The 25,577-nt window shown below is 68.5% G+C and carries 24 protein-coding genes; 8 read left to right on the forward strand and 16 right to left on the reverse strand.

What is annotated here, in order from left to right:
- Window positions 1-16: 16 nt before the first annotated feature.
- The 6 genes from L3V85_RS03985 to L3V85_RS04010 form a co-directional block, all read right to left on the reverse strand.
- The gene (locus L3V85_RS03985) at window positions 17-1,264 is read right to left on the reverse strand and encodes an O-antigen ligase family protein (RefSeq protein WP_237678111.1); all 1,248 of its coding nucleotides are present in this window, start codon (window positions 1,262-1,264) and stop codon (window positions 17-19) included.
- A gap of 71 nt (window positions 1,265-1,335) precedes the next feature.
- Window positions 1,336-2,532: an ATP-binding protein gene (locus tag L3V85_RS03990; protein WP_237678112.1), complete on the reverse strand. Its 1,197-nt coding sequence runs from the start codon at window positions 2,530-2,532 to the stop codon at window positions 1,336-1,338.
- Window positions 2,533-2,542: 10 nt separating this feature from the next.
- The gene (locus tag L3V85_RS03995; RefSeq protein WP_237678113.1) at window positions 2,543-3,265 is read right to left on the reverse strand and encodes a response regulator transcription factor; all 723 of its coding nucleotides are present in this window, start codon (window positions 3,263-3,265) and stop codon (window positions 2,543-2,545) included.
- A gap of 162 nt (window positions 3,266-3,427) precedes the next feature.
- On the reverse strand, window positions 3,428-4,258 hold the full coding sequence (locus tag L3V85_RS04000; RefSeq protein WP_237678114.1) for a beta-ketoacyl synthase chain length factor: 831 nt from the start codon (window positions 4,256-4,258) through the stop codon (window positions 3,428-3,430).
- A gap of 5 nt (window positions 4,259-4,263) precedes the next feature.
- Window positions 4,264-5,466, reverse strand: coding sequence for a beta-ketoacyl-[acyl-carrier-protein] synthase family protein (locus tag L3V85_RS04005; protein ID WP_237678115.1), 1,203 nt, complete (start codon window positions 5,464-5,466; stop codon window positions 4,264-4,266).
- 119 nt (window positions 5,467-5,585) lie between these two features.
- Window positions 5,586-6,953 (reverse strand): AmpG family muropeptide MFS transporter, encoded by a 1,368-nt coding sequence (locus L3V85_RS04010; protein ID WP_237678116.1) that lies wholly within the window; start codon window positions 6,951-6,953, stop codon window positions 5,586-5,588.
- A gap of 77 nt (window positions 6,954-7,030) precedes the next feature.
- Here L3V85_RS04010 and L3V85_RS04015 point away from each other — a divergent pair, with 77 nt between their 5' ends.
- Window positions 7,031-7,906: a M48 family metallopeptidase gene (locus L3V85_RS04015; RefSeq protein ID WP_237678117.1), complete on the forward strand. Its 876-nt coding sequence runs from the start codon at window positions 7,031-7,033 to the stop codon at window positions 7,904-7,906.
- Window positions 7,907-7,937: 31 nt separating this feature from the next.
- On the opposite strand, the gene L3V85_RS04020 is transcribed toward L3V85_RS04015, so the two are convergent.
- The gene (locus L3V85_RS04020) at window positions 7,938-8,906 is read right to left on the reverse strand and encodes a tripartite tricarboxylate transporter substrate binding protein (protein WP_237678118.1); all 969 of its coding nucleotides are present in this window, start codon (window positions 8,904-8,906) and stop codon (window positions 7,938-7,940) included.
- 37 nt (window positions 8,907-8,943) lie between these two features.
- Window positions 8,944-10,182: a flavin-dependent oxidoreductase gene (locus L3V85_RS04025; protein WP_237678119.1), complete on the reverse strand. Its 1,239-nt coding sequence runs from the start codon at window positions 10,180-10,182 to the stop codon at window positions 8,944-8,946.
- A 98-nt stretch (window positions 10,183-10,280) separates the two neighbouring features.
- On the opposite strand from L3V85_RS04025, the gene L3V85_RS04030 reads away from it, so the two are divergent.
- Window positions 10,281-11,189 (forward strand): LysR family transcriptional regulator, encoded by a 909-nt coding sequence (locus L3V85_RS04030; protein WP_237678120.1) that lies wholly within the window; start codon window positions 10,281-10,283, stop codon window positions 11,187-11,189.
- 24 nt (window positions 11,190-11,213) lie between these two features.
- Here L3V85_RS04030 and L3V85_RS04035 read toward each other — a convergent pair whose 3' ends face one another.
- Window positions 11,214-12,017: an exodeoxyribonuclease III gene (locus L3V85_RS04035; RefSeq protein ID WP_237678121.1), complete on the reverse strand. Its 804-nt coding sequence runs from the start codon at window positions 12,015-12,017 to the stop codon at window positions 11,214-11,216.
- A gap of 12 nt (window positions 12,018-12,029) precedes the next feature.
- On the opposite strand from L3V85_RS04035, the gene pyrE reads away from it, so the two are divergent.
- Window positions 12,030-12,713 carry an orotate phosphoribosyltransferase gene (pyrE, locus tag L3V85_RS04040; RefSeq protein ID WP_237678122.1) on the forward strand — a complete coding sequence of 228 codons (684 nt, stop codon included), beginning with the start codon at window positions 12,030-12,032 and terminating at the stop codon, window positions 12,711-12,713.
- A 12-nt stretch (window positions 12,714-12,725) separates the two neighbouring features.
- Window positions 12,726-13,415, forward strand: coding sequence for a DUF4124 domain-containing protein (locus L3V85_RS04045; protein WP_237678123.1), 690 nt, complete (start codon window positions 12,726-12,728; stop codon window positions 13,413-13,415).
- A 39-nt stretch (window positions 13,416-13,454) separates the two neighbouring features.
- On the opposite strand, the gene gatB is transcribed toward L3V85_RS04045, so the two are convergent.
- Genes gatB through gatC form a run of 3 tightly spaced genes read right to left on the reverse strand, consistent with a single transcriptional unit; the run spans window position 13,455 to window position 16,760 of the window.
- Window positions 13,455-14,945, reverse strand: coding sequence for an Asp-tRNA(Asn)/Glu-tRNA(Gln) amidotransferase subunit GatB (gene gatB, locus L3V85_RS04050; protein WP_237678124.1), 1,491 nt, complete (start codon window positions 14,943-14,945; stop codon window positions 13,455-13,457).
- Between the two features lies 1 nt (window position 14,946).
- The gene (gene gatA, locus L3V85_RS04055) at window positions 14,947-16,461 is read right to left on the reverse strand and encodes an Asp-tRNA(Asn)/Glu-tRNA(Gln) amidotransferase subunit GatA (protein WP_237678125.1); all 1,515 of its coding nucleotides are present in this window, start codon (window positions 16,459-16,461) and stop codon (window positions 14,947-14,949) included.
- The gene (gene gatC, locus L3V85_RS04060) at window positions 16,461-16,760 is read right to left on the reverse strand and encodes an Asp-tRNA(Asn)/Glu-tRNA(Gln) amidotransferase subunit GatC (RefSeq protein ID WP_237678126.1); all 300 of its coding nucleotides are present in this window, start codon (window positions 16,758-16,760) and stop codon (window positions 16,461-16,463) included. Before gatC ends, gatA begins: the two co-directional genes overlap by 1 nt.
- 215 nt (window positions 16,761-16,975) lie before the next feature.
- Here gatC and L3V85_RS04065 point away from each other — a divergent pair, with 215 nt between their 5' ends.
- The 4 genes from L3V85_RS04065 (at window position 16,976) to mrdA (ending at window position 21,611) form a co-directional block, all read left to right on the forward strand.
- Window positions 16,976-18,019 carry a rod shape-determining protein gene (locus tag L3V85_RS04065; protein ID WP_007833435.1) on the forward strand — a complete coding sequence of 348 codons (1,044 nt, stop codon included), beginning with the start codon at window positions 16,976-16,978 and terminating at the stop codon, window positions 18,017-18,019.
- 86 nt (window positions 18,020-18,105) lie between these two features.
- Entirely contained in the window at window positions 18,106-19,065 is a 960-nt protein-coding gene (gene mreC, locus L3V85_RS04070) for a rod shape-determining protein MreC (protein ID WP_237678127.1), read from the forward strand.
- Window positions 19,062-19,583, forward strand: coding sequence for a rod shape-determining protein MreD (gene mreD, locus L3V85_RS04075; RefSeq protein WP_237678128.1), 522 nt, complete (start codon window positions 19,062-19,064; stop codon window positions 19,581-19,583). The genes mreC and mreD overlap by 4 nt, the downstream gene beginning before the upstream one ends.
- Before the next feature lie 54 nt (window positions 19,584-19,637).
- Window positions 19,638-21,611 carry a penicillin-binding protein 2 gene (gene mrdA / locus L3V85_RS04080; protein ID WP_237678129.1) on the forward strand — a complete coding sequence of 658 codons (1,974 nt, stop codon included), beginning with the start codon at window positions 19,638-19,640 and terminating at the stop codon, window positions 21,609-21,611.
- Between the two features lie 128 nt (window positions 21,612-21,739).
- Here mrdA and fahA read toward each other — a convergent pair whose 3' ends face one another.
- The 4 genes from fahA to L3V85_RS04100 are packed head-to-tail and all read right to left on the reverse strand — an operon-like array spanning window position 21,740 to window position 25,572.
- On the reverse strand, window positions 21,740-23,005 hold the full coding sequence (gene fahA / locus L3V85_RS04085; RefSeq protein ID WP_237678130.1) for a fumarylacetoacetase: 1,266 nt from the start codon (window positions 23,003-23,005) through the stop codon (window positions 21,740-21,742).
- Window positions 23,006-23,027: 22 nt separating this feature from the next.
- A complete protein-coding gene (locus L3V85_RS04090; protein WP_237678131.1) occupies window positions 23,028-24,002 on the reverse strand; it encodes a Bug family tripartite tricarboxylate transporter substrate binding protein in 975 nt (324 codons plus the stop codon).
- On the reverse strand, window positions 23,999-25,309 hold the full coding sequence (hmgA, locus tag L3V85_RS04095) for a homogentisate 1,2-dioxygenase (protein ID WP_237678132.1): 1,311 nt from the start codon (window positions 25,307-25,309) through the stop codon (window positions 23,999-24,001). Before hmgA ends, L3V85_RS04090 begins: the two co-directional genes overlap by 4 nt.
- Window positions 25,310-25,368: 59 nt before the next feature.
- The gene (locus L3V85_RS04100; protein WP_237678133.1) at window positions 25,369-25,572 is read right to left on the reverse strand and encodes a DUF2783 domain-containing protein; all 204 of its coding nucleotides are present in this window, start codon (window positions 25,570-25,572) and stop codon (window positions 25,369-25,371) included.
- Window positions 25,573-25,577: the final 5 nt, after the last annotated feature.

Consider the following 25,577-nt stretch of genomic DNA (forward strand, 5'->3'; position numbering starts at 1 on the left):
GGAGCACTCGAATGGGTTACGGTGTTTCGCTCGGGTTCGGCAGTCGCTGCGGCCACAGGCCGCGCCACGGGTCCGGATCCTGCCTTTCCTGCGCGAGCCGCAGGTAGACCATCGAGATGAACAGCAGCGCCAGGCCGATCTGCGCGTCGCGCATCGCCGAATTGACGCTCGACGCAATCAGCGCGATCAGTGTGGCCGCCAACGCATAGCGGCCCGCGATGTCGGGCCGTTTCCATGCCTGCCAGACGGCGGCGACCATGATGACGAGCAGGCTCAGCAGCGCGGGCAGGCCGCCTTGCGAGCCGACCCACAGGAAATCGTTGTGCGGCATGTTCGAGTCGGCCAGCAGCGCCGGGCCGCGCTTGTGCCACTGGTCGGTCCAGCCGCCGATACCCCAGCCGGTGAGCGGCCGGTCGGCGATCATGAGGCCGGTGTCGCGGTACATGTAGTAGCGGATGGCCCAGCTGCCCTTGAAGACCGCGCCGGCCTGCGCCTCTTCTATTTCCTGCACGCCGGTCTCGACCTTGTGCTGCAACTGCGGCAGCTGGTAGAGGCCGGCGCCCATCACCACCGCTCCCAGCACCAGCGCGCCCACCAGCATCTTCAGGTGGCTGCGCCACTGGTGGATGCACACCACCGGAATCACCAGCAGCAGCGCGAGCACCGAGGTGCGCGAGGTCAGCGGCAAGGCCACCACCAGGCCCAGCCCGAGCATCAGCACGAAGGCGGGAATGGCGCGCAGCGGCTTGTGCGCCGCAATCTGCGCGATGCCCCACACGGCGGCGGTGGAGGCCACCACGCTGAACAGCAGCGCATTGCTGATCGACTTGTTGCCCACTTCCATGACCACCGCGCGTAGCGGCGACCAGATATGGAAGCCGCCCACCGCGTAGAAGACGACGACGAGCAGGATGTTCAGCGCCGCGATGAGCAGGAAACCGCGCAGCGCCCAGATGGCTTCTTCGCGCGTGAGCGCCATCGCCATCAGCATCGTCAGGCCGATGCGTATGCCGTGGAACAGGTTGGAGCCGGTCTCGGGATAGTGCGGCCCGATGGCCAGCACGATGAAAGTCCATGCGAAGTAGGCCATGACCGGCCACCACAGCGGATTGGCGCGCAGCCGCGCGTAGCGTTCGCGGCCACCGCCGGCCACCAGCATCGTGGCGAGCAACAGGAGGGCCGAAAGGTAGGTGACGCCGACCGGCATGAACACCACCAGCCCCCAGAACATGGCCGCGGGCCGAACGATGTGCGATCTCTGCATAGGGGCGGGATTTTAGGTGGCCCCCGTCAGGGCAACCTGACTTCGCCCCGGCCGCGCCGGGCTCAATGGATTCAGTGCCCGCGCGCGGTGGGCAGGCGGATGACGAAGCTCGCGCCGCCGCCCGGGCGGTCTTCGCAGCGCACCGAGCCGCCGTGCCGCTCGGTGATCGACTTCACCAGCGCCAGCCCCAGCCCGACGCCGCCGTTGCGCTCGCTGGCGCCGGGCAGCCGGTAGAAGGGCTCGAAGATGCGTTCGCGCAGCGCGGCGGGCACGCCCGGCCCGCGGTCGTTCACGCGCACCGTGGCAAAGCCGTCGGCGCTGCCCAGCTCCACCGAGATTTCTCCGGCGCCGTAGCGGCGGGCGTTTTCCAGCAGGTTGCGGATCGCCCGGCGCAAGAGGCGCGACACGCCCGGCACGGTGAGGCTGGCGTTGTCGGTGCCTTCGGCCAGGTCGAGCTCGGCGTTCACTTGGGCGCATTCCTCGGCCGCCAGGCCGATCAGGTCGACCGGCTCGATGGTGCCCATGTCGGCCTCGCTGGCGTCGAGCCGGCTGGCCAGCAGGATCTCGTCGATGAGCTGGTCGAGCTCGCCGATGTTGCGCGAGATTTCCTCGCGTGCCGTGGCGCTCGGGCGCTCGCCCATCAGCTCCAGGCCCATGCGGATGCGGGTGAGCGGCGAACGCAGCTCGTGCGAGGCGTTGGCCAGCAGCGACTTGTGCGAACGCACCAGCTGTTCGATGCGCTCGGCCGACGCGTTGAATCGTTTGGAGAGATCAGCCACTTCGTCCTGCCCTTCTTCGGTCACCCGCACCGAAAGATCGCCTTCGCCCCATCGCTGCACGCCGCGCTGCAGCGATTCCAGCCGCTGCGTGATGCGCCGCACGATCGGGTAGACGCCCAGCGCCACCGCCACCCCCACCAGCGCGATCATCCAGCCCAGGCCGAAGGGCGTGCGCCACGGCGCGAAGCCGCTGGGGCCCGAGGGGCGCTCGCGCGGTGCCACGCGCAGCGTGAGCTCCTTGCCGTCGCTGAGCGTCACGTCGAACTCCAGCCCCTGGCCCGGCACGCGCAGTGCCTTGCCGGTGCCGATCTGCTTGTCCTGCGCGTCGAGCACGATCACGTCGCGCGGCACGGGCGCCAGCCGCTCGCGCTCGGCCTGCGCCGCCTCGCGCACGATCCAGTTGGCCATCAGCGTGAGGATGACGACGCCGCCCACCACCGCGAGCCAGATGCGGACGTAGAGGTGGCGGGAATAGAGGCTGCGCAGCATCGGCCGCCGCTCAATCTTGCTGCTTGGCGAACACGTAGCCCACGCCGCGCACGGTGAGGATGCGCTTGGGGTTCTTGGCGTCGACCTCGATGGCGGCGCGGATGCGGCCCATGTGCACGTCGATCGAGCGGTCGAAGGCTTCCAGCTCGCGGCCGCGCACGGCTTCCATGATCTGGTCGCGCGTGAGCACGCGGCCCGCGCGCTCGGCCATCGCCACCAGCAGGTCGAACTGGTAGGAGGTGAGGTCGGCCAGCGCGCCGGCCACCGACACGGTGCGCGCGTTGCGGTCGATTTCCAGCGTGCCGAAGCGCATCACGGTGGAGACCTCGGCCTCGGTGGCGTTCTCGCTGCGGCGGCGCAGCACCGCCCGGATGCGCGCCAGCAGCTCGCGCGGCTCGAAGGGCTTGGGCAGGTAGTCGTCGGCGCCGATTTCCAGGCCGATGATGCGGTCCATGGGGTCGCCCTTGGCCGTGAGCATCAGCACCGATACCTTGGAAATCGGGCCGGGCAGCGCGCGGATGCGGCGGCAGACCTCGAGGCCGTCGGTGTCGGGCAGCATCAGGTCGAGGATCACCAGGTCGGGCGCGTGCTGCTGCAATTGCTCGAGGCCGGCGGTGCCGTCACCGGCGTGGCTGAAGCCGAAACCCGACTGCGTCAGGTATTCGCCCACCATGTGCGCCAGGCGGGTGTCGTCTTCGATCATCAGGAGTTGGGGGGTGCTCATGCGCTTCATGGTCGTCCACAGGGAGCAAGCGGGCTTGAACGCTCCGTAAAGTTGGGTAAACCTCGCGCCGGGCTGTCAACCTCGCGCGCTGCGAAAAGCATAGCGCCCCACCCGCTGTTCATGGGCGCCATGGATTCGTTTTGTCGCACGCCCGCCGGTGCGGGCGCGTCTTCATGCCGTGGGGCTCAGCCGCAGGCGCAGGGCCAGCGCGCTCGACACCGGCAGCTCGATCGGCACGCCCTCGCTGCCTTCGGCCTGCGCCAGCGCCTCGAACAGGCTCAGCGCGTCGGCCATCGGGTTGATGCCCACCAGCGTGCGCGCGGCGGCCGAGCGCGGCGCGGTCGGCTTGGGCGCCGCATCGCCTTCCAGCGACCATTCGAACGACGCCACCGTGCGCTCGGTACGCTCGGGCGCCACCACCAGCGCCACGGCCAGCAGCCCGCGGCTGTCGGTCACGGAGGTCAGCGGGCCCATCGTGGGCGTGTCGTAGCCCACCAGCAGCACCGGTTCGTGGTCGGCGGCGCATTGCACCGCGGCCTCGAACAGGCCGGCGGCAAAGCTGTGCTCGAAGGCCGAGACGGCGTTGCTCGCCGCCATGCAGCCGGTGCCGATGGTCCAGTAGCCCACGGCGGCGTTGTGCACCGAGTTGTGGAACTTGGTGGGCGACAGCATCTTCGGGTCGGTCGCGAGCGTGCTGCACATGTAGTCGTTGATCGACAGGTCGCCGTGCGCCGATGTGAAGAGGCAGGGCACGTCGGCGGCGTTGCGGCCTGAACTGGCCATGGCCGCGGCCGCCACTTCGAGCGCCAGCGCCACGGTGTCGGGCGCGCGGCGGCGCTCGGCCGGGGCCAGCACCTGCGGCGACGGGCGCTTGGCGGGCGGGTCGGTCAGCGTGCCTTCGCCACGGAAGGCGGCGCGCGCGGCTTCCCAGCCCGGCATGGTGGGCGTCCAGAAGGCCGGGCCTTCGATGTAGAGGGTGGGGGGCGTGGGGGCTTGGTTCATTTCGCTCATGCCGCTTTGCCGAAAACGAGCGAACAGTTGTTGCCGCCGAAGCCGAAGGAGTTGCTCAGCGCATAGCGCACTTCGCCGCGCGCGGGCTCGAGCCTGATCTGCGGGCCGAAGCCTTCGTCCAGCGTGTGGGTGTTGACGGTGCCCGGCATCAGGCCGCGTTCGATCGCCAGCAGGCTGATGACGGCCTCGACGATGCCTGCCGCGCCCAGCGTGTGGCCGACGAAGCCCTTGGTCGAGCTGGCATGGGTGCGCGCCGGGAAGCGGCGCGCCACCAGCGCGCCCTCGACCTCGTCGTTCTTCTGGCTTGCGGTGCCGTGCATGTTGATGTAGTCGATGGCGTCGGGCGCGAGGCCGGCGCGCGCCAGTGCCTCGTCCAGCGCGCGTTCGGCGCCCAGGCCCTCGGGGTGCGGGGTCGACATGTGGTGCGCGTCGCTCGCCTCGCCGTAGCCCAGCAGGTGCAGCGGGGACGCATCGGCGCCGGTCTGCACGCGTTCCACCAGCGCGAAGCCCGCGGCCTCGCCGAGGCTGATGCCCTTGCGGCCGGCGTCGAAGGGCCGGCACGGTTCGCTCGACACCAGTTCGAGCGAGTTGAAGCCGAACAGCACGCTGCCGCACAGCGTGTCCGCGCCGCCGACCACGGCCGCGTCGGCCAGGCCCAGACGGATCATCCGCTCGGCCGAGGCAAACACCTTGGCGCTCGAGGAGCAGGCGGTGGAAATGGTTTCGCTCGGGCCGCTGATGCCCAGCACCTGCTGCGTGAACATGGCCAGCGAATGCGGCGTGTGCACCGCGCCGCGGCGCTGGTTGACCGGGAACATGCCGTCGGCGTCGAGCTGGGTGTAGGCCAGCTCGGTCTCGCCGATGCTCGCGGTCGAGGTGCCCAGGATCAGCGCGATGCGCGACGCGCCGTACTTCTCGCGCGCCGCCGCCACTGCCTCGATGAAGCCGTCGGCATGCAGGCCCATCCATGCGAGCCGGTTGTTGCGGCAGTCCCATGGGGCGAGCGATTCGGGCAGGCGGATGTCTTCCACGCCGTCGACGCGGCCGATCCACGTGGGCAGCGGGGCGTCGCCGAAGTCGTTGGCACGCAGGCCGCTGCGCGACTGCGCCAGCGCGTCAGCAAGCGCTTCCTTGCCGACACCGACGGCCGAGGTCGCCGTGAAGGCGCTGATTTGTAGAGGGGAGATTCGGGACGGCACGATCTTTTGCAGGCTCGCTGACAACTGGAGACAAATGTGAAAGAGCGAATGTAAACGGGGCACAGCCTAACAGTTGCAGGCGCCGTGCCGCGTCGGCGGATTCCTATAAGGCCCGCGCCCTATTGACGTTCCGCGGGACTCGTGATGGCCGTGAGCCGCGAGGCCAGCGCCACCAGCACCAGCACCGGCACGCCCAGCAGCGCGGTCGCGACGAAGAAGTTGCTGTAGCCGTAGGCGTCGACGAAGGCGCCGGAATAGCCGGCGATGAACTTCGGCAGCAGCAGCATCAGCGAGCTGAACAGCGCGTACTGCGTGGCCGAATAGCTGATGTTGGTGAGGCTCGACAGGTAGGCGATGAAGGCCGCCGAGGCGATGCCGCCGGCCAGGTTGTCGGCCGACACCACCGCGATCAGCGCCGTGGTGTCGTGGCCGCGCGTCGCCAGCCAGGCGTAGAGCAGGTTGCTCGCGGCGCTGAGCACCGCGCCCATCATCAGCACCCGCATCACGCCCAGGCGCATCGACAGCACGCCGCCGACGAAGGCGCCCACCAGCGTCATGACCACGCCGTAGATCTTGCTGACCGTGGCCACCTCGTCCTTGGTGAAGCCCATGTCCACGTAGAAAGGGTTGGCCATGATGCCCATCACCACGTCGCTGATGCGATAGATGGCGATCAGCGAGAGGATCAGCACCGCCTGCCATTTGTAGCGGTGGATGAAATCGGCAAAGGGCTCGATCAGCGCGCTGCGCAGCCACTCGGCCGCATTGCGGGCCTTGGGCAGTGCGCGCGGCAACGGCTCCGGCGACAGCAGCACCGTGAGCACCCCCACAGTCATCGACGCCGCCATCACCAGGTAGGCCGTCTTCCAGGCGCCGTTCTGGTAGGCGGCCGCGCCGGTGGCGGCCACGGCGGGCGCCACCTCGGCCCAGGTCGCGACCCACAGCACGCCGGCGCCGGCCCAGATCATCGCGAGGCGGTAGCCCGTCTGGTAGGCGGCCGCCATCGCGGCCTGCTTGCGCGGCTCGGCCGATTCGATGCGGAAGGCGTCGAGCGCGATGTCCTGCGTGGCCGAGCCGAAGGCCACCAGCAGCGCGCACCAGATCAGCGGCGTGAGGCCCAGGCGCGGGTCGTTCATGGCCATGCCGACCAGTCCCGTGATCACCAGCCCCTGCGCCAGCAGCAGCCAGCCGCGCCGGCGTCCCAGCAGCGTGGTCAGCGGCGGCAGCGGCAGCCGGTCGACCAGCGGCGCCCAGACCCACTTGAAGCCATAGGCCAGCCCGACCCAGCTCAGGTAGCCGATGGTGGTGCGGTCGATGCCGGCCTCGCGCAGGCGAAAGCTCAGCGTGCCCAGCACCAGCAGCAGCGGCAGCCCGGCCGAGAAGCCCAGCGCCAGCATGCGCAGCGTGGCGGGCTCCAGGTAGACCTTGAGGGCGTCGCGCCAGGGTGGGGAGGGGGTGGTGGGGGTTTCGACGGGCGAGGCGGACATGTGCCCGGATTGTCCATGAGCGGGAGAGGCCCTCGGGCTGCCCCTTTGTCTTCATTTGTTCCTATGATCCGGCCCCTATGTGCATACGATGCGAGCGCTCTTCCTCCGGCACCGCCGCCGGCCCGGCCCTTCCTTCCGCGGCTTCGCCCTGGAATCCCCGGCGCGCCTTCCTGCTGGCCGCCGCCGGCGCGGCGCTCGGCGGCCCGGCGCTGGCGCAGGTCGACGTGGGCAACGCCTCGGTGGCGCGCAACCTCGTACCCGCCGACAAGATCGAGGCAGCCGGCGTGCAGCAATACGGCGAGCTGCTCGAGCAGGCCCGTGCCAAGGGCGCGCTCGCCGGCGACAACAACCCGCAGCTGCAGCGCCTGCGCGCCATCGCGACCCGGCTCATTCCGTTCGCCACGCCGTGGAACTCGCGCGCCCGCGGCTGGAAGTGGGAGGTCAACCTGATCGGCAGCAAGCAGATCAACGCCTTCTGCATGCCCGGCGGCAAGATCGCCTTCTTCACCGGCATCCTCGACCAGCTGAAGCTCACCGACGACGAGGTCGCGATGGTCATGGGCCACGAGATGGCCCACGCGCTGCGCGAGCATGCGCGCGCTCGCATGGCCAAGAGCGCGGGCACCGGCGCGGTGCTTTCGCTTGGTGCGCAGATGCTCGGCTGGGGCCAGGTGGGCGACCTGGCGGCGCGCGCCGGCACCCAGCTCATCACGCTCAAGTTCAGCCGCAGCGACGAGACCGAGGCCGACCTCGTGGGGCTGGAACTCGCGGCGCGCGCGGGCTACGACCCGAAGGCGTCGGTATCGCTGTGGCAGAAGATGGCCGCCGCATCGAAGAACCAGGGCGGCCTGAACTTCCTCTCGACGCACCCGAGCGGGCCCGACCGCATCACCAAGCTCGAAGCGAACCTGCCGAAGGTCGAGAAGCTCTACCGCGAGGCGAAGAAGGGCTGAGGCTTCGGCCCGAAGGCCGGCCGCCGGCCGATCATTCGGCGCTGATGTTCCCGCGCTTCACCACGGCAGCCCAGCGGTCGGCGTCTTTCCGCATCAGCGCGCCGAACTCCGCCGGCGTCGAGCTCGCCGGCACCATGCCCTGCGACTCGAACGATTTCGCCACCTCGGGCTGCTTGAGCACCGCGGCGATCTCCTTGTTCAGCCGCGCCACCACGTCCGGCGGCGTGCCCTTGGGCGCCAGCACGCCGTACCACATGTCGACGTTGTCGGCCGTCACGCCGGCCTCGGCCAGCGTGGGCACGTCGGGCAGCTGCGGCAGGCGCTTGCCGCTGCCGGTGGCAATGGCCTTGAGCTTGCCGACCTGGATGTGCTGCAGCGCCACGTGCACCGGCAGGAACATGTAGTCGATGCGCCCGCCGAGCAGGTCGGTCACCGCGCCGGCCGTGCCCTTGTACGGCACGTGCAGCATCTCGGTGCCCGTGCCCTGCATGAGCAGCGCCATCGACAGGTGGTGCGGCGTGCCCACGCCCGGCGTGGCGTACGTCAGCTTGCCGGGCTCCGCCTTGGCCGCGCTCACCATCTGCTGCACCGACGTGGCCTTCTGCACGTTCGGGTTGGTCACCAGCAGCAGCGTGCCCCACGAGGTGAGCGATACCGGCGCGAAGTCGGCCACCGGGTCGTAGCTCAGCGAGCGGTAGAGGCTGCGGTTCATCACCAGCGTGTTGACCTGCACCATCAGCGTGTAGCCGTCGGGCTTGGCGCGCGCCACGCGCTCGCTGCCGATGTTGCCGCTGGCGCCGGCCACGTTCTCCACGATCACCGGCTGGCCCAGCTTCGCGGGCAGGCGGGCCGACAGTTGGCGCGCCACCAGGTCGATGCCGGTGCCGGGCGTGTAGGGCACCACCAGCGTGATCGGCTGGTCGGGCCAGGCGTGCGCGGCGGTGGCGGTGCCGGCCGCGACGAGCAGGGTGGCGAGGGTCTTGCTGATCAGTGAGCGCATGTCTCTTGTGTCTCCGGTTTCTTGTGATGGGGGCAGGTCAAAGGTAGGAAGGGCGCGCCTTCAGCGCGACCGGGTCGTAGCCGGCAACGCGCTTGTAGTTGTCCGAGATGGCCTGCAGCGCGGCCGTCGGCACGACGTCTTCGATCTTCTCGAAGCGCTTGCCGCCCGAGCGCTCGAACACCTCGCGCAGGATCGCGTCGGGCGGGTTGCTGCGGTTGGTCAGCACCACCTCGGTGGTGGCCTTGACGCGCACGCGGTCGTAGTCTTCGAGCGCCGCGGTGCCCACGCCCTGGTCCTTGAGCGCGCCCGCCAGGAAGCGCGCGTCGATGATCGCCTGCCCGGCGCCGTTGGAGCCGCGCGGCACCATCGGGTGCGCCGCGTCGCCCAGCAGCGTGAGGCGGCCGTGGGTCCAGCGCGGCAGCGGGTCCTGGTCGACCATCGGATATTCGAGGATGGTGTCCGACGCGAGGATCAGCGCCGGCACGTCGAGCCAGTCGAAATGCCAGTCGGCGAAGGCGGGCAGGAAGTCTTCGAGCCGGCCGGCGCGGCTCCAATCGCGCATCGAGGGCTGCGGCGCATGGATCTCGGCGACCCAGTTCACGAGCTGGTGGCCTTCGGCGTCGATGTCGTTGCGGATCGGGTAGATCACCATCTTGCCGACCGACAGCCAGCCCGCGCGCACCATGCTGCCGCCCGAGAGAAAAGGCTTCCAGCGCGCGGTGCCGCGCCACATGTTGATGCCCGAGTAGCGCGGCGCGCCTTCGTTGGGGTAGAGCTGCTTGCGCAATGCCGAGTGGATGCCGTCGCAGCCGACCGCGATGGCGCCGCGCACCGAAGGCGCGTCGGCGAAGTGCACGGTGACGCCGTCGGCGTCCTGCGTCACGCCGGTGCAGCGGCGGTTGCACACCACGCTGTCGGTGCCCAGGCGCCTGAGCGTCTCTTCGTACAGCACGGTCTGCAGGTCGCCGCGGTGGATCGAGAACTGGGGCCAGTCGTAGCCCGCGTGCTGCCCGGCCGGCTCGCTGAACACCAGCTGGCCGTGCTCGGTGAAGAACACCGCCTCCTGCGTGCGCACGCCGACCTTGTCGAGCGCGGGCAGCAGGCCGAGTTCGCTGAGCTCGCGCACCGCGTGCGGCAGCAGGTTGATGCCTACGCCCAGCGGCTTCAGCTCGGGCACGGCCTCGTACACGCGGCAGGGGATGCCGGCCTGGTGCAGGCTCAGCGCCAGGGTCAGGCCGCCGATGCCGGCGCCCAGGATGATGACTTCGTTGCTCATGGTCGTTCGTGGTGATGCGTTGTGCCCCGGCGCGCATTAGGAACGCAGCCGAACCATTTGGGAAATTTAGATGTGATATGGATTTATCATGAATCCTTATGAACCTCTCGACCCGCCAGATGCGCGCGTTCCTGCATGTGGCGCGCATCGGCAACTTCACGCGTGCGGCCGAGCAGGCGCACATCACTCAGGCGGGCCTCAGCATCCTGATTCGAGAGATGGAAAAGCAGCTCGGCTGCCGGCTGTTCGACCGCACCACGCGCGTGGTGAGCCTCACGCCCGAGGGACGGCGGCTGCTGCCGGTGGTCGAGCGGCTCATGACCGACCTGGACGACGTGGCGGCCGAACTGGGCGCGGCGGGCGACGCGGCGCGCCACACGCTGCGCATCGCGGCCACGCCGCTGGTGTCGTCGCACCTGCTGCCCCAGGTGTTCTCCACCTTCCGCGCGGCGCACCCGCAGGTCAGCCTGCGCCTGTTCGACGCCGACCTTCGCGACGTGGAGGCGATGGTCACGGCCGGCGACGCCGACGTGGGGCTGGGCTTCTTCTTCAAGGCCGCGCCGGGGCTGGAGCGCACGCCGGTCGGCCGCTTTCACCTGATGCGGGTGAGCCGCCTCGATGACGACGCCGACGCGGCGCCGGGCGTCGGCACCGCGCCGTGGTCGGCCCTGCGCGGCGCGGAACTGGTCGGCCTGCCGCCCGGCAACCCGATCCAGAAGGTGATCGACCAGCACCTGGCCACCATCGGCCGCGCCGACGCGCAGCGGCCCGCGTTCAACTTCTTCGGCACGCTGATCTCGATGGTGGAGGCCGGCTTCGGCACCGCCGTGATGCCGACCTTCGCGCTCGCGGCCTGTCGCCGCCACAGGGTGCGCACCGACGTGCTGACCAAGCCCAAGGTGGGGCTCGATTTCTACCGCGTCACCAAGCGCGGCGCGCACGAGACCGAGGCCATGCAAGCCTTCGTCGCGACGCTGGTGAAGGCGCTGCCCGAGTTGTCGCGCTGACCGGCGATACGGGCTGGCTTAGGCTTACAGCGTGAAGTCGTATTCGACCGTGATCGGCGCGTGGTCCGAGAACTTCACGGTCTTGTAGATTTGCTCGGTGCGCGCCAGCGCGCCGATGGCCGGCGTGGCCAGGTGGTAGTCCAGCCGCCATCCCACGTTGTTGGCGTAGGCCTGGCCGCGGTTGCTCCACCAGGTGTAGGCTTCGTCGGTGGTGTCGGGCTTGAGCTTGCGATACACGTCGACCAGGCCCGCGCCTTCGGTGCCGGCGTCGAGCAGCCTGGTCATCCAGGCACGCTCCTCGGGCAGGAAGCCGCTGTTCTTCTGGTTGCCGCGCCAGTTCTTCAGGTCGATCTGCTGGTGGGCGATGTTGATGTCGCCGCACAGGACGAACTCGCGCTCTTTCTTCAGCGCCACCAAGTGCGGGAAGAAGCCCTTGAGGAAGCGGAACTTGGCCTCCTGCCGCTCCTCGCCCGAACTGCCGCTCGGAAAGTAGCAGCTGATGACCGAGAACTTGCGCTTGGGCGTGTCGAAGCGAAGCTCCAGGTAGCGGCCCTCGGCGTCGAACTCGGCGTCGCCCCAGCCCACCACGACCTGGCTCGGAGCGTGCTTGGTGTACACGGCGGTGCCGGCGTACCCCTTTTTCTCGGCGAAATGGAAGTGGCCCTTCAGGCCCGCCATTTCCTCGAAACGGCCTTCGACATCGCTGGCCTGGACCCGGATCTCCTGCATGCAAATACAATCCGGCGCAAGTTCGGCCACCCAGTCGGCCACGCCTTTGGTAGCGGCCGAACGCAGGCCATTGAGATTGAGACTGGTCAGTTTGAACACAAGGAAATTCCGATGGCTGTAGATGGTCAGAAAAGCAGCGCGGTCGCACAGGACTTCGTCCAGTTCGCGTTGGATGCCGGCGTGCTGCGTTTTGGCGAATTCAAGACAAAAGCCGGCCGAATGAGTCCTTATTTCTTCAATTCGGGGCTCTTCGACGACGGCGGCAAGATCGCCCGTCTCGCGGGATTCTATGCAGACCGATTGATCGAGAGCGGGCTCGAATTCGACATGATCTTCGGCCCCGCCTACAAGGGCATCCCGCTGGGCGCCACGGTGGCCGCCGAGCTGGCCCGCCGGGGCCGCAACTATCCCTTTGCCTATAACCGCAAGGAAGCCAAGGCGCACGGCGAAGGCGGCAACCTGGTCGGCGCGCCGCTCAAGGGCCGCGTGCTGATCGTCGACGACGTGATGTCCGCCGGCACCGCGGTGCGCGAGTCGATCGCCGCCATCCAGGCGGCCGGCGCCACGCCGCATGCCGTGGCCATCGCGCTCGACCGGCAGGAAAAAGCCACCGAGAACGGCGTCGACGTGGACCACAGCGCGGTGCAGTACGTGCGCAACCAGCTCGGCCTGGCGGTGATCGCCATCGCCACGCTGGACGACCTGCTGAGCTACCTGTCGGGCAGCGCGGCGGCCGACCTGGGCACGCACCGCGACCGCGTGCTGGCCTACCGCACGCGCTACGGCGCGAGCTGAGGCGTACAGCCGATGCACGACGCACGCGACAACGGCAAGCCGATTCGCCTGCTGGCGGCGGCATCGATACTGGCGGCTTCGGGTTTTTGCGGCGCGTTGCATGCGCAATCGCAGAAACCGGAAGGCGCCTCTCCCGGCATCTTCACCTGCACCGACGCCCGCGGCCGCACGCTGACGGCCGACCGGCCCATTGCCGAGTGCAGCGACCGTGAGCAGCGCGAGCTGAACCCCAGCGGCTCCGTGCGCCGAAAGGTCGAGCCGACCTACACGGCGCGCGAGCTGCAGGAGCGCGAAGACCGCGCCCGCGAAGCCGCCATCCAGGCCGCGCGCCTGACCGACGAGCGCCGGCGCGAGCGGGCCTTGCTGGTGCGCTACCCGAACGCCGCCACGCACGATCGCGAACGCGCCGAGGCGCTCTCGCAGATCGACGCGGTGACGCAGGCGGCGCGCAAGCGCATCGTCGAGCTGGGCGAAGACCGCAAGAAGATCGACGAGGAGATGGAGTTCTACAAGCAGGACCCGACCAAGGCTCCCGGCGCGGTGCGGCGCAGGCTTGACGACAACGCGCAGAGCGTGGCGGTGCAGAACCGTTTCATCGGCGAGCAGGAAGAAGAGAAGAAGCGGGTGAATGCGCGCTTCGACGAAGAGCGCGCGCGCCTGAAGCTGCTCTGGTCGCCCCAGAACGGCGGCACCAACCGCTGAAGCAACCGGGGCCTTGCGCAAGGCCCCGGCTTCATTCGATCAGGCCAGCTTGGCCTTCAGCAGTTCGGTGACCTGCGCTGGGTTCGCCTTGCCGCCGCTGGCCTTCATGACCTGACCCACGAGGGCGTTGAGCGCCTTTTCCTTGCCGCCGCGGTATTCCTCGACGTTCTTGGCGTTCTTCGCGATCACCTCGTCGAGGATCTTGTCGAGCGCGCCGGTGTCGGCCATCGGCTTCAGGTCTTTCGCTTCGATGATGGCGTCGACATTGCTGCCTTCGCCGGTCCACAGCGCTTCGAACACCTGGCGTGCTGCGTTGTTGGGCAGCGTGCCGTCGGCGATGCGCTTCACCAGCTGGGCCAGTTGCTGCGCTTTCACCGGCGCGGCCTCGATGCCGATTTCGGCGGCGTTCAGGCGCCGTGCCATCTCGCCGGTGATCCAGTTGCTCGCGAGCTTGGGCGTGGCGCCCGCGTTCACGGCTTCGTCGAAGTAGCCGGCCAGCGCCGCGCTCTGCGTGAGCTGCGCGGCGTCGTATTCCGACAGGCCGTGGTCGCGTACATAGCGCTCGGCCATCGCGCGCGGCAGCTCGGGCATGGCGCCCTTCACGCGCTCGATCCAGTCGGCGGCGATGACCAGCGGCGGCAGGTCGGGGTCGGGGAAGTAGCGGTAGTCGGCCGAGTCTTCCTTGGCGCGCATGGCGCGCGTCTCGCCGGTGTCGGGATCGAACAGCACGGTGGCCTGCTCGATGGCGCGGCCGTCCTCGATCTCTTCGATCTGCCAGCGGATCTCGTAGTCGATCGCCTGCTGCATGAACTTGAAGCTGTTCAGGTTCTTGATCTCGCGGCGCGTGCCGAGCTTGTCGCCAGGGCGGCGCACCGACACGTTGGCGTCGCAGCGGAAGCTGCCTTCCTGCATGTTGCCGTCGCAGATGCCGATCCAGGTCACGATCTTGTGCAGCTCCTTCGCATAGGCCACGGCCTCGGCGGTGGAGCGCATGTCGGGCTCGGTCACGATCTCCAGCAGCGGCGTGCCGGCGCGGTTCAGGTCGATGCCGCTCTGGCCGATGAAGTCTTCATGCAGCGACTTGCCCGCGTCTTCCTCGAGGTGGGCGCGCACCAGGCGCACCGTCTTCTGCTCCTCGCCCACGAAGAACGACACCGCGCCGCCCTGCACCACGGGGATCTCGAACTGGCTGATCTGGTAGCCCTTGGGCAGATCGGGGTAGAAGTAGTTCTTGCGCGCGAACACGCTGCGCGGCGCGATGTGCGAGCCCAGCGCCAGGCCGAGCTTGATGGCGCGTTCGACCGCGCCCTTGTTCATCACGGGCAGCGTGCCGGGCAGCGCCAGGTCGACCGCGCAGGCCTGCGTGTTGGGCTCGGCGCCGAAGGCGGTGGAGGCGCGGCTGAAGATCTTGCTCGCGGTGGAGAGCTGCGCGTGCGTCTCGAAGCCGATGATGACTTCATAGCCGCGCACCAGTGGGCCGGTCGGGCGGCCCTGTTGTTGTGCTTCGAATGTGTTCACGGTCTCGCTCATCTCAAAAGCCCTCCGGCGTGCGCGAATGCCAGTCGGTGGCCTGCTGGAAGCGGTGCGCCGCGTTCAGCAGCTTCGCTTCGCCGAAGTAGTTGCCGATCAGCTGCAGGCCCACGGGCATGCCGCCGTCGAAGCCCGCGGGCACGCTCATGCCGGGCAGGCCGGCCAGCGATGCGGGCAGCGTGAAGATGTCTGCAAGGTAGTCGGCCACCGGGTCGTCGCCGTGTTCGCCGAGCTTCCATGCGGTGGTGGGCGCGGCGGGGCCGGCGATCACGTCGCACTGCCCGAAGGCCTGCTGGAAGTCGTCGGCGATCATGCGGCGCACTTTTTGCGCCTGCAGGTAGTAGGCGTCGTAGTAGCCGTGCGATAGCACGTAGGTGCCGATCATGATGCGGCGCTTGACTTCGTCGCCGAAGCCTTCGGCGCGCGTGCGTTCGTACATCTGCGTGAGCGCGCTCTTCTTGCTCGCGGGGTCGATGAAGTCCTTGGCGCGATGGCCGAACTTCACGCCGTCGAAGCGGCTCAGGTTGCTCGAGGCCTCGGCCGCGGCAATGATGTAGTACACGGGAATCGACAGCTCGGTGCGCGGCAGCGTGACCTCGACGCGCCTGGCGCCGAGCTTTTCGTACTGCGCCAGGGCCGCGTCGATGGCCGCGCGCACGCCGGGTGCCACGCCTTCGCCGAAGAACTCCTTGGGCACGCCGATGCGCAGGCCTTCGAGCGAGTCGTTCAGCGAGCGGCCGAAGTTCTCGGCGGGCTTGTCGAGCGAGGTGGAGTCGCGGTCGAGGTCGGGGCCGCAGAAGGCCGACAGCAGCAGCGCGCAGTCTTCGGCCGAGCGGGCCATCGGGCCGGCCTGGTCCAGGCTCGACGCGAAGGCCACCATGCCGTAGCGCGAGGCGCGGCCGTAGGTGGGCTTGATGCCGGTGATGCCGCAGAACGAGGCGGGCTGGCGGATCGAGCCGCCGGTGTCGGTGCCGGTGGCCGCGGGAGCCAGGCGTGCCGCCACTGCCGCCGCGCTGGCGCCGGACGAGCCGCCCGGAATGCGCTCGCGGTTCCAGGGGTTCTGCACGGGCACGGCCTTGTCGTGGCCCACGGCGGGCACGGCGATGTTCTCGTTGGCCGAGCCCATCGCGAATTCGTCGCAGCTCAGCTTGCCGAGCGTGACCGCGCCGGCTTCGGCCAGACGCTTGACCACGGTCGCGTCGAAGGGCGAGCGGTAGCCCGCGAGCATCTTCGAGCCCGCGGTGGTGGCGAAGTCGGTGGTGACGAAGATGTCCTTGTGCGCGATGGGCACGCCGGCCAGCGCCGGGGCGTTGCCGGCGGCGATGAGCGCGTCGGCGGCGCGGGCCTGGGCCAGCGTCGCTTCTTCATTGACGTCGACGAAGGTGCCGAGGGATTCGTGGGCCTTCATGCGGCCGAGGAATACCTGGGAGGCCTCGACGGCCGAAACCTTGCGGTCGGCCAGCGCCTGGGCCAGCGCGACCACGCCCATCTGGTGCAGTTCGGTGTTGCTGCTCATTATTCGATCACCTTGGGCACGAGGAACAGGCCGGCTTCGACGGCCGGGGCGCTCTTCTGGTTGGCTTCGCGGTTATTGGGCTCGCTCGCCACGTCGTCACGCAGGCGCAGCGTGATGTCTTCGATGGCCGCCACGGGGTGGGCCAGCGGCTCGACGCCGGTGGTGTCCACCGAACGCATGCGTTCGACCACGTCGAAAAAGCCGTTGATCTGGCTGAGCATGCGCTCGCTTTCGTCGGGAGCCAGCTGCAGCCTCGCCAGCGAGGCGATGCGCGCGATATCGGAAGCAGAAAGTGCCATAGGGTCGAAACGCTAAAAAAAGCAGGGGGAATCGCACCGCGAAGCCGGTGCTAATACGGGAATCAGAGGGGATTCGGTTATTATCCCGCCTTTGCCGCAACCCCCGCGAACGCGCCGGCTTTTGCGCCAAAAACGATCAATTCACCCCGTCAAACGACCCAAAAAATAGAGCGACGACCTGCCGATGCGCAGGCCGTGCTCAGAGGATTCCGCACATGTTTGGAGCTTTCCGTCGGTACTTTTCCACCGACCTTGCGATCGACCTCGGCACCGCCAACACCCTGATCTTCGCCCGCAACAAGGGCATCGTGCTGGACGAACCGTCCGTCGTGGCAATCCGCCATGAAGGCGGCCCCCACGGCAAGAAGGTGATCCAGGCTGTCGGCCGCGAAGCCAAGGCCATGCTGGGCAAGGTGCCCGGCAACATCGAGGCGATCCGCCCGATGAAGGACGGCGTCATTGCCGACTTCGTGATCACCGAGCAGATGATCAAGCAGTTCATCAAGATGGTGCACCCGCGCACGCTGCTCACGCCGAGCCCGCGCATCATCATCTGCGTGCCCTGCGGCTCGACCCAGGTCGAGCGCCGCGCCATCAAGGACGCGGCCGAGGCGGCAGGCGCCACCTCCGTCTACCTCATCGAGGAACCCATGGCCGCGGCCATCGGCGCCGGCCTGCCCGTCAGCGAAGCCTCGGGCTCGATGGTGGTGGACATCGGCGGCGGCACCACCGAAGTGGGCGTCATCTCGCTGGGCGGCATGGTCTACAAGGGCTCCGTGCGCGTGGGCGGCGACCGCTTCGACGAAGCCATCATCAACTACATCCGCCGCAACTACGGCATGCTGATCGGCGAGCCGACGGCCGAAGTCATCAAGAAGAACATCGGCTCGGCCTTCCCGGGCTCCGAAGTCAAGGAAATGGAAGTCAAGGGCCGCAACCTTTCCGAAGGCGTGCCGCGCAGCTTCACCATCAGCAGCAACGAAGTGCTGGAAGCCCTGACCGATCCGCTGAACAACATCGTCTCGGCCGTGAAGAACGCGCTCGAACAGACGCCGCCCGAACTGGGCGCCGACATCGCCGAGCGCGGCATGATGCTGACTGGCGGCGGCGCGCTGCTGCGCGACCTCGACCGCCTGCTGGCCGAGGAAACCGGCCTGCCGGTGCTGGTGGCCGAAGACCCGCTGACCTGCGTGGTGCGCGGCTGCGGCATTGCGCTGGAGCGCATGGACCGCCTGGGCAGCATTTTCACGAGCGAGTAAGCAGGCAGCTGCATCATCGGCCGGCCTCTGCTTGCGCAGGCCGGCTTTTTGTTATTTGATTCCGCACCACCGCCGGGTCTGAATTCATGCCTCTGGGCACGCTCGATCGCACAGCGCCACCCCTGTTCAACCAGGGGCAGTCGGCGCTCAGCAAGCTGATCTTCTTCGGCGCGCTCTCCCTGTTCCTCATGGTGGCCGACGCGCGTTTCCACATCGTGCAGCCCATCCGCGCGGGCATCGGCGCGGTGCTGTATCCGGTGCAATGGGTGGCGCTGAAGCCGGTTCAGGCCGTGCTCGGCGGCGGACGCTACTTCGAAGACCTGCAGGTCGCCCAGCGCAACGAGGAAGATGCTCGCAAGGCACTGATGATGCAGGCCGAGCGCGCGGCCCAGGCCGACACCTTGGCGCAGGACAACGCCCGCCTGCGCGAACTGCTCGAGCTGCGCCAGGCCACGACCACGCCGGGCCGCGCGGCCGAGGTGCTGTACGACGCGGCCGACCCCTACACCCGAAAGATCGTGATCGACCAGGGCATGACCCAGGGCGTGGTGGCCGGCTCGCCGGTGATCGACGCGCGCGGCGTGCTGGGCCAGGTCACGCAGGTGCTGCCCTTCACGAGCGAGGTCACGCTGGTGATCGACCGCGACCTGGCCATTCCCGTGCAGAACACCCGCACCGGCGTGCGCAGCGTGGCCTTCGGCGACGCCTCGGCCCACGGCGGCGGCCTGGAGCTGCGCTTCATGGCCGCCAATGCCGACCTGCAGGAAGGCGACCTGCTCTCCACCAGCGGCGTCGACGGCATCTACCCCACCGGCCTGCCGGTGGCGAAGATCGAACGCATCGAGCGCCGCGCCGATTCCGCCTTCGCCCGCATCTACTGCGTGCCGCTGGCCCATGTGACGGCCGCGCGCTACGTGCTGGTGCTCGAACCCACGGGCGCGCCGACCGCGCCGCCGCCAGCCCCGCCCGCCACCACCCAGCGCAAGCGGCCGGAAGGCAAGCCCGGCGCGGGCAAGAACGAAAAGAAGCCGGGAGAACGTCGATGATCAAGCGTCCCGGCCAGCAGCAGCTCCTGCTGCCCGTCAGCCCCTTCTTCATGTGGGCCAGCCTCGTGGCGGCGCTGCTCGTCAACATGGTGCCGATCGGCCGGGCCGTCTGGATGCCCGACCTGCTGGCGCTGGTGATCGTGTTCTGGGGCGTGCACCAGCCTTCGCGCGTGGGCATCGGCGCGGCCTTCGTCTTCGGGCTGTGCATGGACGTGCACCAGTCGTCGATGCTGGGCCAGCATGCGCTGTCCTACACCACGCTGGGCTTCTTCGCGATCACCATCCACCGGCGGCTGCTCTGGTATCCGGTGCTGTCGCAGGCGCTGCAGGTGCTGCCGCTTTTCGCGCTGTCGCAGGTGATCGAGGTCATCACGCGGATGATCGGCGGCGGTGTGTTTCCGGGCTGGACGGTGCTGATCTCGCCGGCCATCGAAGCTGCGCTCTGGCCCCTGGCCACGGCACTGTTACTGGCCCCGCAGCGCCGCACTCCGGAACCCGACGAGAACCGACCCCTCTAAGCCCAGCCAGCCGCATTTGCCATCGCACCTGCGCGCGCCTAAGCTCCCATCGCCATGACCGAAATCCGCAATGTCGCCGCCGATCTCGCGCGCTTCAAGCGCCGCGTGATCGTCATCGGGCTGGCGGTGCTGTTCGCCTTCGGGCTGCTGTGCGCGCGGCTGGTGTACCTGCAGGTCACGCGCCATGAAGACCTGGCCGAGCAGGCCGAGAGCAACCGCACGGCCGTGGTGCCGGTGGTGCCGAACCGGGGGCTGATCCTCGACCGCAACGGCATCGTGCTGGCCTCCAACTATTCGGCCTACACGCTGGAGATCACGCCCTCCAAGGTGGGTGACGTCGAGGAAACCATCGACAGCCTGACCCAGGTGCTCGAGATCTCGCCGCGTGACCGCCGCCGCTTCAAGCGCCTGCGCGAAGACTCGCGCAGCTTCGACTCCATTCCCATCCGAACCCGCCTGAGCGACGAGGAAGTCGCGCGCTTCGCGGCCCAGCGCTACCGCTTTCCGGGCGTGGAGATCAAGGCGCGCCTCTTTCGCAACTACCCGCAGGGCGAGCTGGCCTCGCACGTGCTCGGCTACATCGGCCGCATCAACCAGCGCGAGAAGACCGCGATGGAAGACTGGGACGAGGAAGAGCAGGCCAACTACAAGGGCACCGACTACATCGGCAAGCTCGGCATCGAGCAGAGCTACGAGAAGACGCTGCACGGCCAGACCGGTGTCGAGCAGATGGAAACCTCGGCCGGCGGGCGCGCCGTGCGGCGGCTGGCCAGCCATCCGGCCACGCCGGGCAACACCGTGATGCTGTCGCTCGACATCAAGCTGCAGAAGCTGGTGGAAGACATGTTCGGCGACCGCCGCGGCGCGGTGGTGGCCATCGACCCCAAGACCGGCGAGGTGCTGGCCTTCGTGAGCAAGCCCACCTTCGACCCCAACCTGTTCGTCGAAGGCATCGACAACGAAAGCTGGGCGGCGCTGACCGAATCCATCGACAAGCCGCTGCTGAACCGCGCGCTGCGCGGCACCTATCCGCCCGGCTCCACTTACAAGCCCTTCATGGCGCTGGCGGCGCTGCAGACCGGCAAGCGCGGCCCCAGCGTGGTGGTGAACGACCCCGGCTACTTCAACTTCGGCGGCCACCGCTTCGGCAGCCCCGAAGGCAACCTCGGCGGCGTCGACATGCGCCGCGCGATCCAGCTGTCGAGCAACATCTATTTCTACTCGCTGGCCAACGAGATGGGCGTGGACCTGATCCACGACTCCATGAAGCCGCTGGGCTTCGGCCAGATCACCGGCATCGACCTGGGCGGCGAAGTGCGCGGCGTGCTGCCGAGCACCGAGTGGAAGCGCAACGCCTACAAGCGCCCCGAGGCCAAGAAATGGTATGCGGGCGAGACGATCTCGCTGGGCATCGGGCAGGGCTACAACAACTTCACGATGCTGCAGCTGGCGCAGGCCACGGCCATCGTGGCGGACGGCGGCCTCAAGCACAAGCCGCACCTCGTGCTGGCCACGCGCAACACCGTGAGCGGGCAGGTGGTGCCGATGCCGCAGCCGCCGGCGGAAAACCTCGGCTACACGGCGTCAGCCATTTCTGTGATCCGCGAGGGCCTGACCAGCGTGGTCACCAGCGGTACGGCGCGCGGCGTGTTCGCGGGCGCGGCCTACCAGGCGGCCGGCAAGACCGGCACGGCGCAGGCCGTGACGCAGGCCCAGAACACCAAGTACAACGCCCGCGCGCTCGAAGAGCACCAGCGGGACCACGCCTTGTTCATGGGTTTCGCGCCGGTGAACGACCCGAAGATCGCGATTGCCGTGATCGTCGAGAACGCCGGCTGGGGCGCGGGCGCCGCGGCGCCCATCGCGCGCCGGGTGTTCGACTACTGGCTTGCCGACCAGTACCCGAGCGAGGCCGACATGGCCGCCATCAAGATCGGCAAGGCGACCGCGCCGATCGGCAAGCCGCGCGTGGCGAGCGAGGTGGCGTGGCCGGCTGCTGCGGCGCCGACGCCTGCTACTGCGCCGTAATGTCTTGCTCCCTCTCCCCTTGGAGAGAGGGTTGGGGTGAGGGTGAGCGGCGGTGAAGACAGCGCGATGTTGGGAGGCCGTCTGCCCTCACCCTGGCCCTCTCCCGGAGGGAGAGGGGACAACACCACTCAAACTACCGTGCCGCTGACTTCCCCGAGCCCGATCCTCACAGCGCCAACGCGCTCGCAATAGCCGCGAATCACCAGCGTGTCCCCGTCTTCCAGGAACGTGCGCTTCTCGCCGTTCGGCAGCGTGATCGGCTGCTTGCCGCCCAGCGTCAGCTCGATCAGCGAGCCGGCTTCGTCGGGCTTCGGCCCCGACAGCGTGCCCGAGCCCAGCAGGTCGCCCGGCTGCAGGTTGCAGCCGTTCACCGTGTGGTGCGCGATGAGCTGCGCGGCGGTCCAGTAGGCGGCTTCGGTCGTGTTGCCGCGCGTCAGGCGCACGGGCGCAACGCCTTCGGCGCGCATCTTCGCGGTCTGCAGCAGCACTTCGAGCGTGATGTCGAGCGCGCCGCGTTCGCGGTTGGCGGGCGAGTCGAGGTAGGGCAGCGGCTGCGGGTCTCCGGCGGGCCGTTCGAACTTCGCGCGGAACGGCGCCAGTGCCTCGGTCGTCACGATCCACGGCGACAGCGTGCTCGCGAAATTCTTCGAGAGGAAGGGGCCGAGCGGCTGGTATTCCCAGGCCTGCAGGTCGCGCGCCGACCAGTCGTTGAGCAGCGTCACGCCGAACAGGTGGTCTTCGGCCTCGCCGATGGCAATCGGCTCGCCCAGGGCATTGCCCTGGCCGACCAGGAAGCCCAGCTCCAGCTCGTAGTCCAGCCGCTTCGACGGGCCGAAGCTCGGCTCCGCGGCATCGGGCGCCTTGGTCTGGCCCTGCGGGCGCTTGAAGGTCTGGCCGCTCACGACGATGGACGAGGCCCGGCCGTGGTAGCCGATGGGCACCCACTTGTAGTTGGGCATCAGCGGCTGGTCGGGACGGAACAGCTTGCCGATGGTGGTCGCGTGATGGATGCCGGTGTAGAAGTCGGTGTAGTCGCCGATGCGGCAGGGCACCGTCATCTCGGCCTTGGCCTGCGCCAGCAGCGCCTTCGACCACGCGGCCTGCTTGTCGCTGCCTTCGGCCAGGCCGGCCGAGATGGCCGCGCGCAGGGCCTGGCGGTCCTTCACGCTGGCGTTCATCAGCACGTTCATGTCGTCGGTGTCGACGAGGCCGGTGGCGCGCAGGTCCAGCACCTGGTCGCCGATGGCGACGCCGATGCGGAAGGCTTCGCTGCTGCCCGCGGCGCGGAAGCGGCCGAACGGCAGGTTCTGGATCGGGAAGTCGTTGCCGGCCTCGTTGGCCGAGTCGACCCAGCTGCGCAGCTTGGGGTCATGGGTGGCGTTCAGTGCGGTCATGGATATCTTTCTTTGAATCTGTTCAGTCTGCCGACATGCCGGCCTTCTTGGCGACGTCGCCCAGGCGCTTGTATTCGGTGTCGCTCAGCTTCGCGAGCTCCTGCGGCGTCGAGCCGCGCGGCGAGAAGCCGGCCTGTGCCAGCTTGGCCTTCACGTCGGGCATGGCGAGCGCTTCCACGAAGGCTTCGTTCAGCGCCTTGACCACCGGTGCCGGCAGGTTGGCCGGGCCGTACACGCCGAACCACGGCTCCAGCGCGTAGCCCTTCAGGCCCGCTTCGGCCATGGTCGGCACGTCGGGCAGCGAGGGCGAACGGGTCGGGCCCGCCACCGCCAGCGCGCGCAGCTTGCCGGCCTGGATATGCGGCAGCGAGGCCGGCAGGTTGTCGAACATCACGCCGATGTTGTTGCCCAGCATGTCGGTGATGGCCGGGCCGCTGCCCTTGTAGGCCACGTGCACGAGGTCGGTGCCGGTCATCTGCGCGAACATCACGCCGGCCAGGTTCATCGAGGTGCCGGCGCCAGCGGTGGCGTAGGGCAGGCCGGGGTTCTTCTTGGCAGCGGCGATCAGGTCGGGCACGGTCTTGATGGCCGAGGCGGCCGGCACTTCCAGCACGATGGTCGAGGTGCCCAGCAGGCTGATGGCGGTGAAGTCCTTGCGCGGATCGAAGCCCATCGACTTGTAGATGTGCGGGTTCAGCGCATTGGTCGAGATGGCGCCAAAGCCGATGGTGTAGCCGTCCGGCGCGGACTTGGCCACCACGTCCATGCCGATGTTGCCGCCCGCGCCGCCGCGGTTGTCGATCAGCACCGGCTGGCCCAGCTTCTCCGAGACCTTCTGGCCCACGGTGCGCGCCACCAGGTCGGTGGTGCCGCCGGGGGTGTAGGGCACGACGAACTTGATGGGCTTCGACGGATAGTCGGCCGCGTGCGCAAAGAAGGGCACGGCCAGCAGTGCGACGGCCGCCGCGCGACGGGTGAGGGTGAAAACAGTCTTCATGCTTTGAATTGATCTTTCAGGCCGGCCCAGCAGTCGGCGTAGTCGGTGTCGAGTGCGCTGCTTTTCAGCGCGAAGTTGGTGGGAATGAAGCGGTAGCGGCTCTCGAACATGAAGGCCAGCGTGTTGTCCAGCTTGTGCGGCTTGAGGTCGGCACGGGTGGCCTTGTCGAAGGCTTCCTCGTCGGGGCCGTGCGGCACCATGCAGTTGTGCAGGCTCGCGCCGCCGGGCTTGAAACCGCCCGGCTTGGCGTCGTACTCGCCCAGCACCAGGCCCATGAATTCGCTCATGAGGTTGCGGTGGAACCACGGCGGACGGAAGGTGTTCTCCATGACCATCCAGCGCGGCGGGAAGATCACGAAGTCGCAGTTGGCGGTGCCGGGCGTGTCGCTGGGCGAGGTCAGCACGGTGAAGATCGACGGATCGGGATGGTCGAAGCTGATCGAGCCGATCACCATGAAGTGCGCCGTGTCGTACTTCACCGGCGACAGGTTGCCGTGCCAGGCGACCACGTTGAAGGGCGACTGCTTCATCGGCGCCTGCCAGAAGCGGCCGCCGAACTTCTTGACGATCTCGTAGCCGCCTTCTTCGGTTTCGAAGGCCGCCACCGGCGCCTGGAAGTCGCGCGCGTTGGCCAGGCCGTTCGAGCCGATGGGGCCGAGTTCGGGCAGGCGGAAATGCGCGCCGTAGTTCTCGCACACGTAGCCGCGCGAGAGGCCGTCGGGCAGCGCCACCTTGAAGGCCATGCCGCGCGGCAGCACCGCGATCTCGCCGGGCTTCACGTCGAGCACGCCGAGTTCGGTGGTGATGACCAGGCGGCCCTGCTGGGGCACCAGCAGCATCTCGCCGTCGGCGTTGACGAAGGCGCGGCGCTCCATCGAGCGGCCCGCCAGGTACATCAGCGAGCCGATGCCCACCTGCGACTCGGCGTCGCCGTTGGCCGCGATGGTGTGCATGCCGTCGATGAAGTCGGCGCCTTCCGCGCCGTCCAGCGGCTGCGGATGCCAGCGCAGCGGCTCGGGCGGCAGCGCGATCTCGCGGTCGGCGCCGGTGGTCCAGTGCGGCTGTGCATACGGCTGGTAGCGGCCCGACACCACCGAGGGCTGGCGGCGGTACAGCCAGGTGCGGCGGTTCTCGTGGCGCGGCGCGGTGAAGGCGGTGCCGGAGATCAGCTCGGTGTAGAGGTCCAGCGGGCCGCGCTGCGGGTTGTTGCGGCCCTGGGGCAGGGCGCCGGGCACCGCCTCGGAGGCGTACTCGTTGCCGAATCCGCTCTGGTAGCGCCGTTCGGAGGGCGGGGTTGCTTGGGTCATGTGTTTTCTCTTTCGAAAAATCGCGATGAGGTTGGAATGCGTGAATGTGGGTGAAACGCTCAGCCGGCGCGCGCCGCGTCGAAGGCTTCGCGCAGCACGGCCAGCGATCCGACGTGGTTGGCCAGCACCAGCACCAGGCGCGCGTTGAAGGCGTGGCTCTCTTCGTTGGAAAGCCCCTGGTGCGCTTCGATGAGCGCCTCGTAGAAATCGTCGGGCGCCTCGAGGTTGGGCGTGGTGATCAGTGTTTGCGGTTGTGCTTGCATGGCGT

Origin of the sequence: Variovorax paradoxus (assembly GCF_022009635.1) — a bacterium.
Classification (GTDB): domain Bacteria; phylum Pseudomonadota; class Gammaproteobacteria; order Burkholderiales; family Burkholderiaceae_C; genus Variovorax.

Coding starts and splice junctions, on each gene's coding strand:
- mrdA (WP_237678129.1), top strand. CDS start 19,638: ATGACCGAAATCCGCAATGTCGCCGCCGATCTCGCGCGCTTCAAGCGC.
- L3V85_RS03990 (WP_237678112.1), bottom strand. CDS start 2,532: ATGCTGCGCAGCCTCTATTCCCGCCACCTCTACGTCCGCATCTGGCTC.
- gatC (WP_237678126.1), bottom strand. CDS start 16,760: ATGGCACTTTCTGCTTCCGATATCGCGCGCATCGCCTCGCTGGCGAGG.
- L3V85_RS04010 (WP_237678116.1), bottom strand. CDS start 6,953: ATGTCCGCCTCGCCCGTCGAAACCCCCACCACCCCCTCCCCACCCTGG.
- L3V85_RS03995 (WP_237678113.1), bottom strand. CDS start 3,265: ATGAAGCGCATGAGCACCCCCCAACTCCTGATGATCGAAGACGACACC.
- fahA (WP_237678130.1), bottom strand. CDS start 23,005: ATGACCGCACTGAACGCCACCCATGACCCCAAGCTGCGCAGCTGGGTC.
- L3V85_RS03985 (WP_237678111.1), bottom strand. CDS start 1,264: ATGCAGAGATCGCACATCGTTCGGCCCGCGGCCATGTTCTGGGGGCTG.
- gatB (WP_237678124.1), bottom strand. CDS start 14,945: ATGAGCGAGACCGTGAACACATTCGAAGCACAACAACAGGGCCGCCCG.
- L3V85_RS04000 (WP_237678114.1), bottom strand. CDS start 4,258: ATGAACCAAGCCCCCACGCCCCCCACCCTCTACATCGAAGGCCCGGCC.
- L3V85_RS04100 (WP_237678133.1), bottom strand. CDS start 25,572: ATGCAAGCACAACCGCAAACACTGATCACCACGCCCAACCTCGAGGCG.
- mreC (WP_237678127.1), top strand. CDS start 18,106: ATGCCTCTGGGCACGCTCGATCGCACAGCGCCACCCCTGTTCAACCAG.
- L3V85_RS04030 (WP_237678120.1), top strand. CDS start 10,281: ATGAACCTCTCGACCCGCCAGATGCGCGCGTTCCTGCATGTGGCGCGC.
- hmgA (WP_237678132.1), bottom strand. CDS start 25,309: ATGACCCAAGCAACCCCGCCCTCCGAACGGCGCTACCAGAGCGGATTC.
- mreD (WP_237678128.1), top strand. CDS start 19,062: ATGATCAAGCGTCCCGGCCAGCAGCAGCTCCTGCTGCCCGTCAGCCCC.
- L3V85_RS04045 (WP_237678123.1), top strand. CDS start 12,726: ATGCACGACGCACGCGACAACGGCAAGCCGATTCGCCTGCTGGCGGCG.
- L3V85_RS04015 (WP_237678117.1), top strand. CDS start 7,031: ATGTGCATACGATGCGAGCGCTCTTCCTCCGGCACCGCCGCCGGCCCG.
- L3V85_RS04065 (WP_007833435.1), top strand. CDS start 16,976: ATGTTTGGAGCTTTCCGTCGGTACTTTTCCACCGACCTTGCGATCGAC.
- L3V85_RS04090 (WP_237678131.1), bottom strand. CDS start 24,002: ATGAAGACTGTTTTCACCCTCACCCGTCGCGCGGCGGCCGTCGCACTG.
- L3V85_RS04020 (WP_237678118.1), bottom strand. CDS start 8,906: ATGCGCTCACTGATCAGCAAGACCCTCGCCACCCTGCTCGTCGCGGCC.
- L3V85_RS04025 (WP_237678119.1), bottom strand. CDS start 10,182: ATGAGCAACGAAGTCATCATCCTGGGCGCCGGCATCGGCGGCCTGACC.
- pyrE (WP_237678122.1), top strand. CDS start 12,030: ATGGCTGTAGATGGTCAGAAAAGCAGCGCGGTCGCACAGGACTTCGTC.
- gatA (WP_237678125.1), bottom strand. CDS start 16,461: ATGAGCAGCAACACCGAACTGCACCAGATGGGCGTGGTCGCGCTGGCC.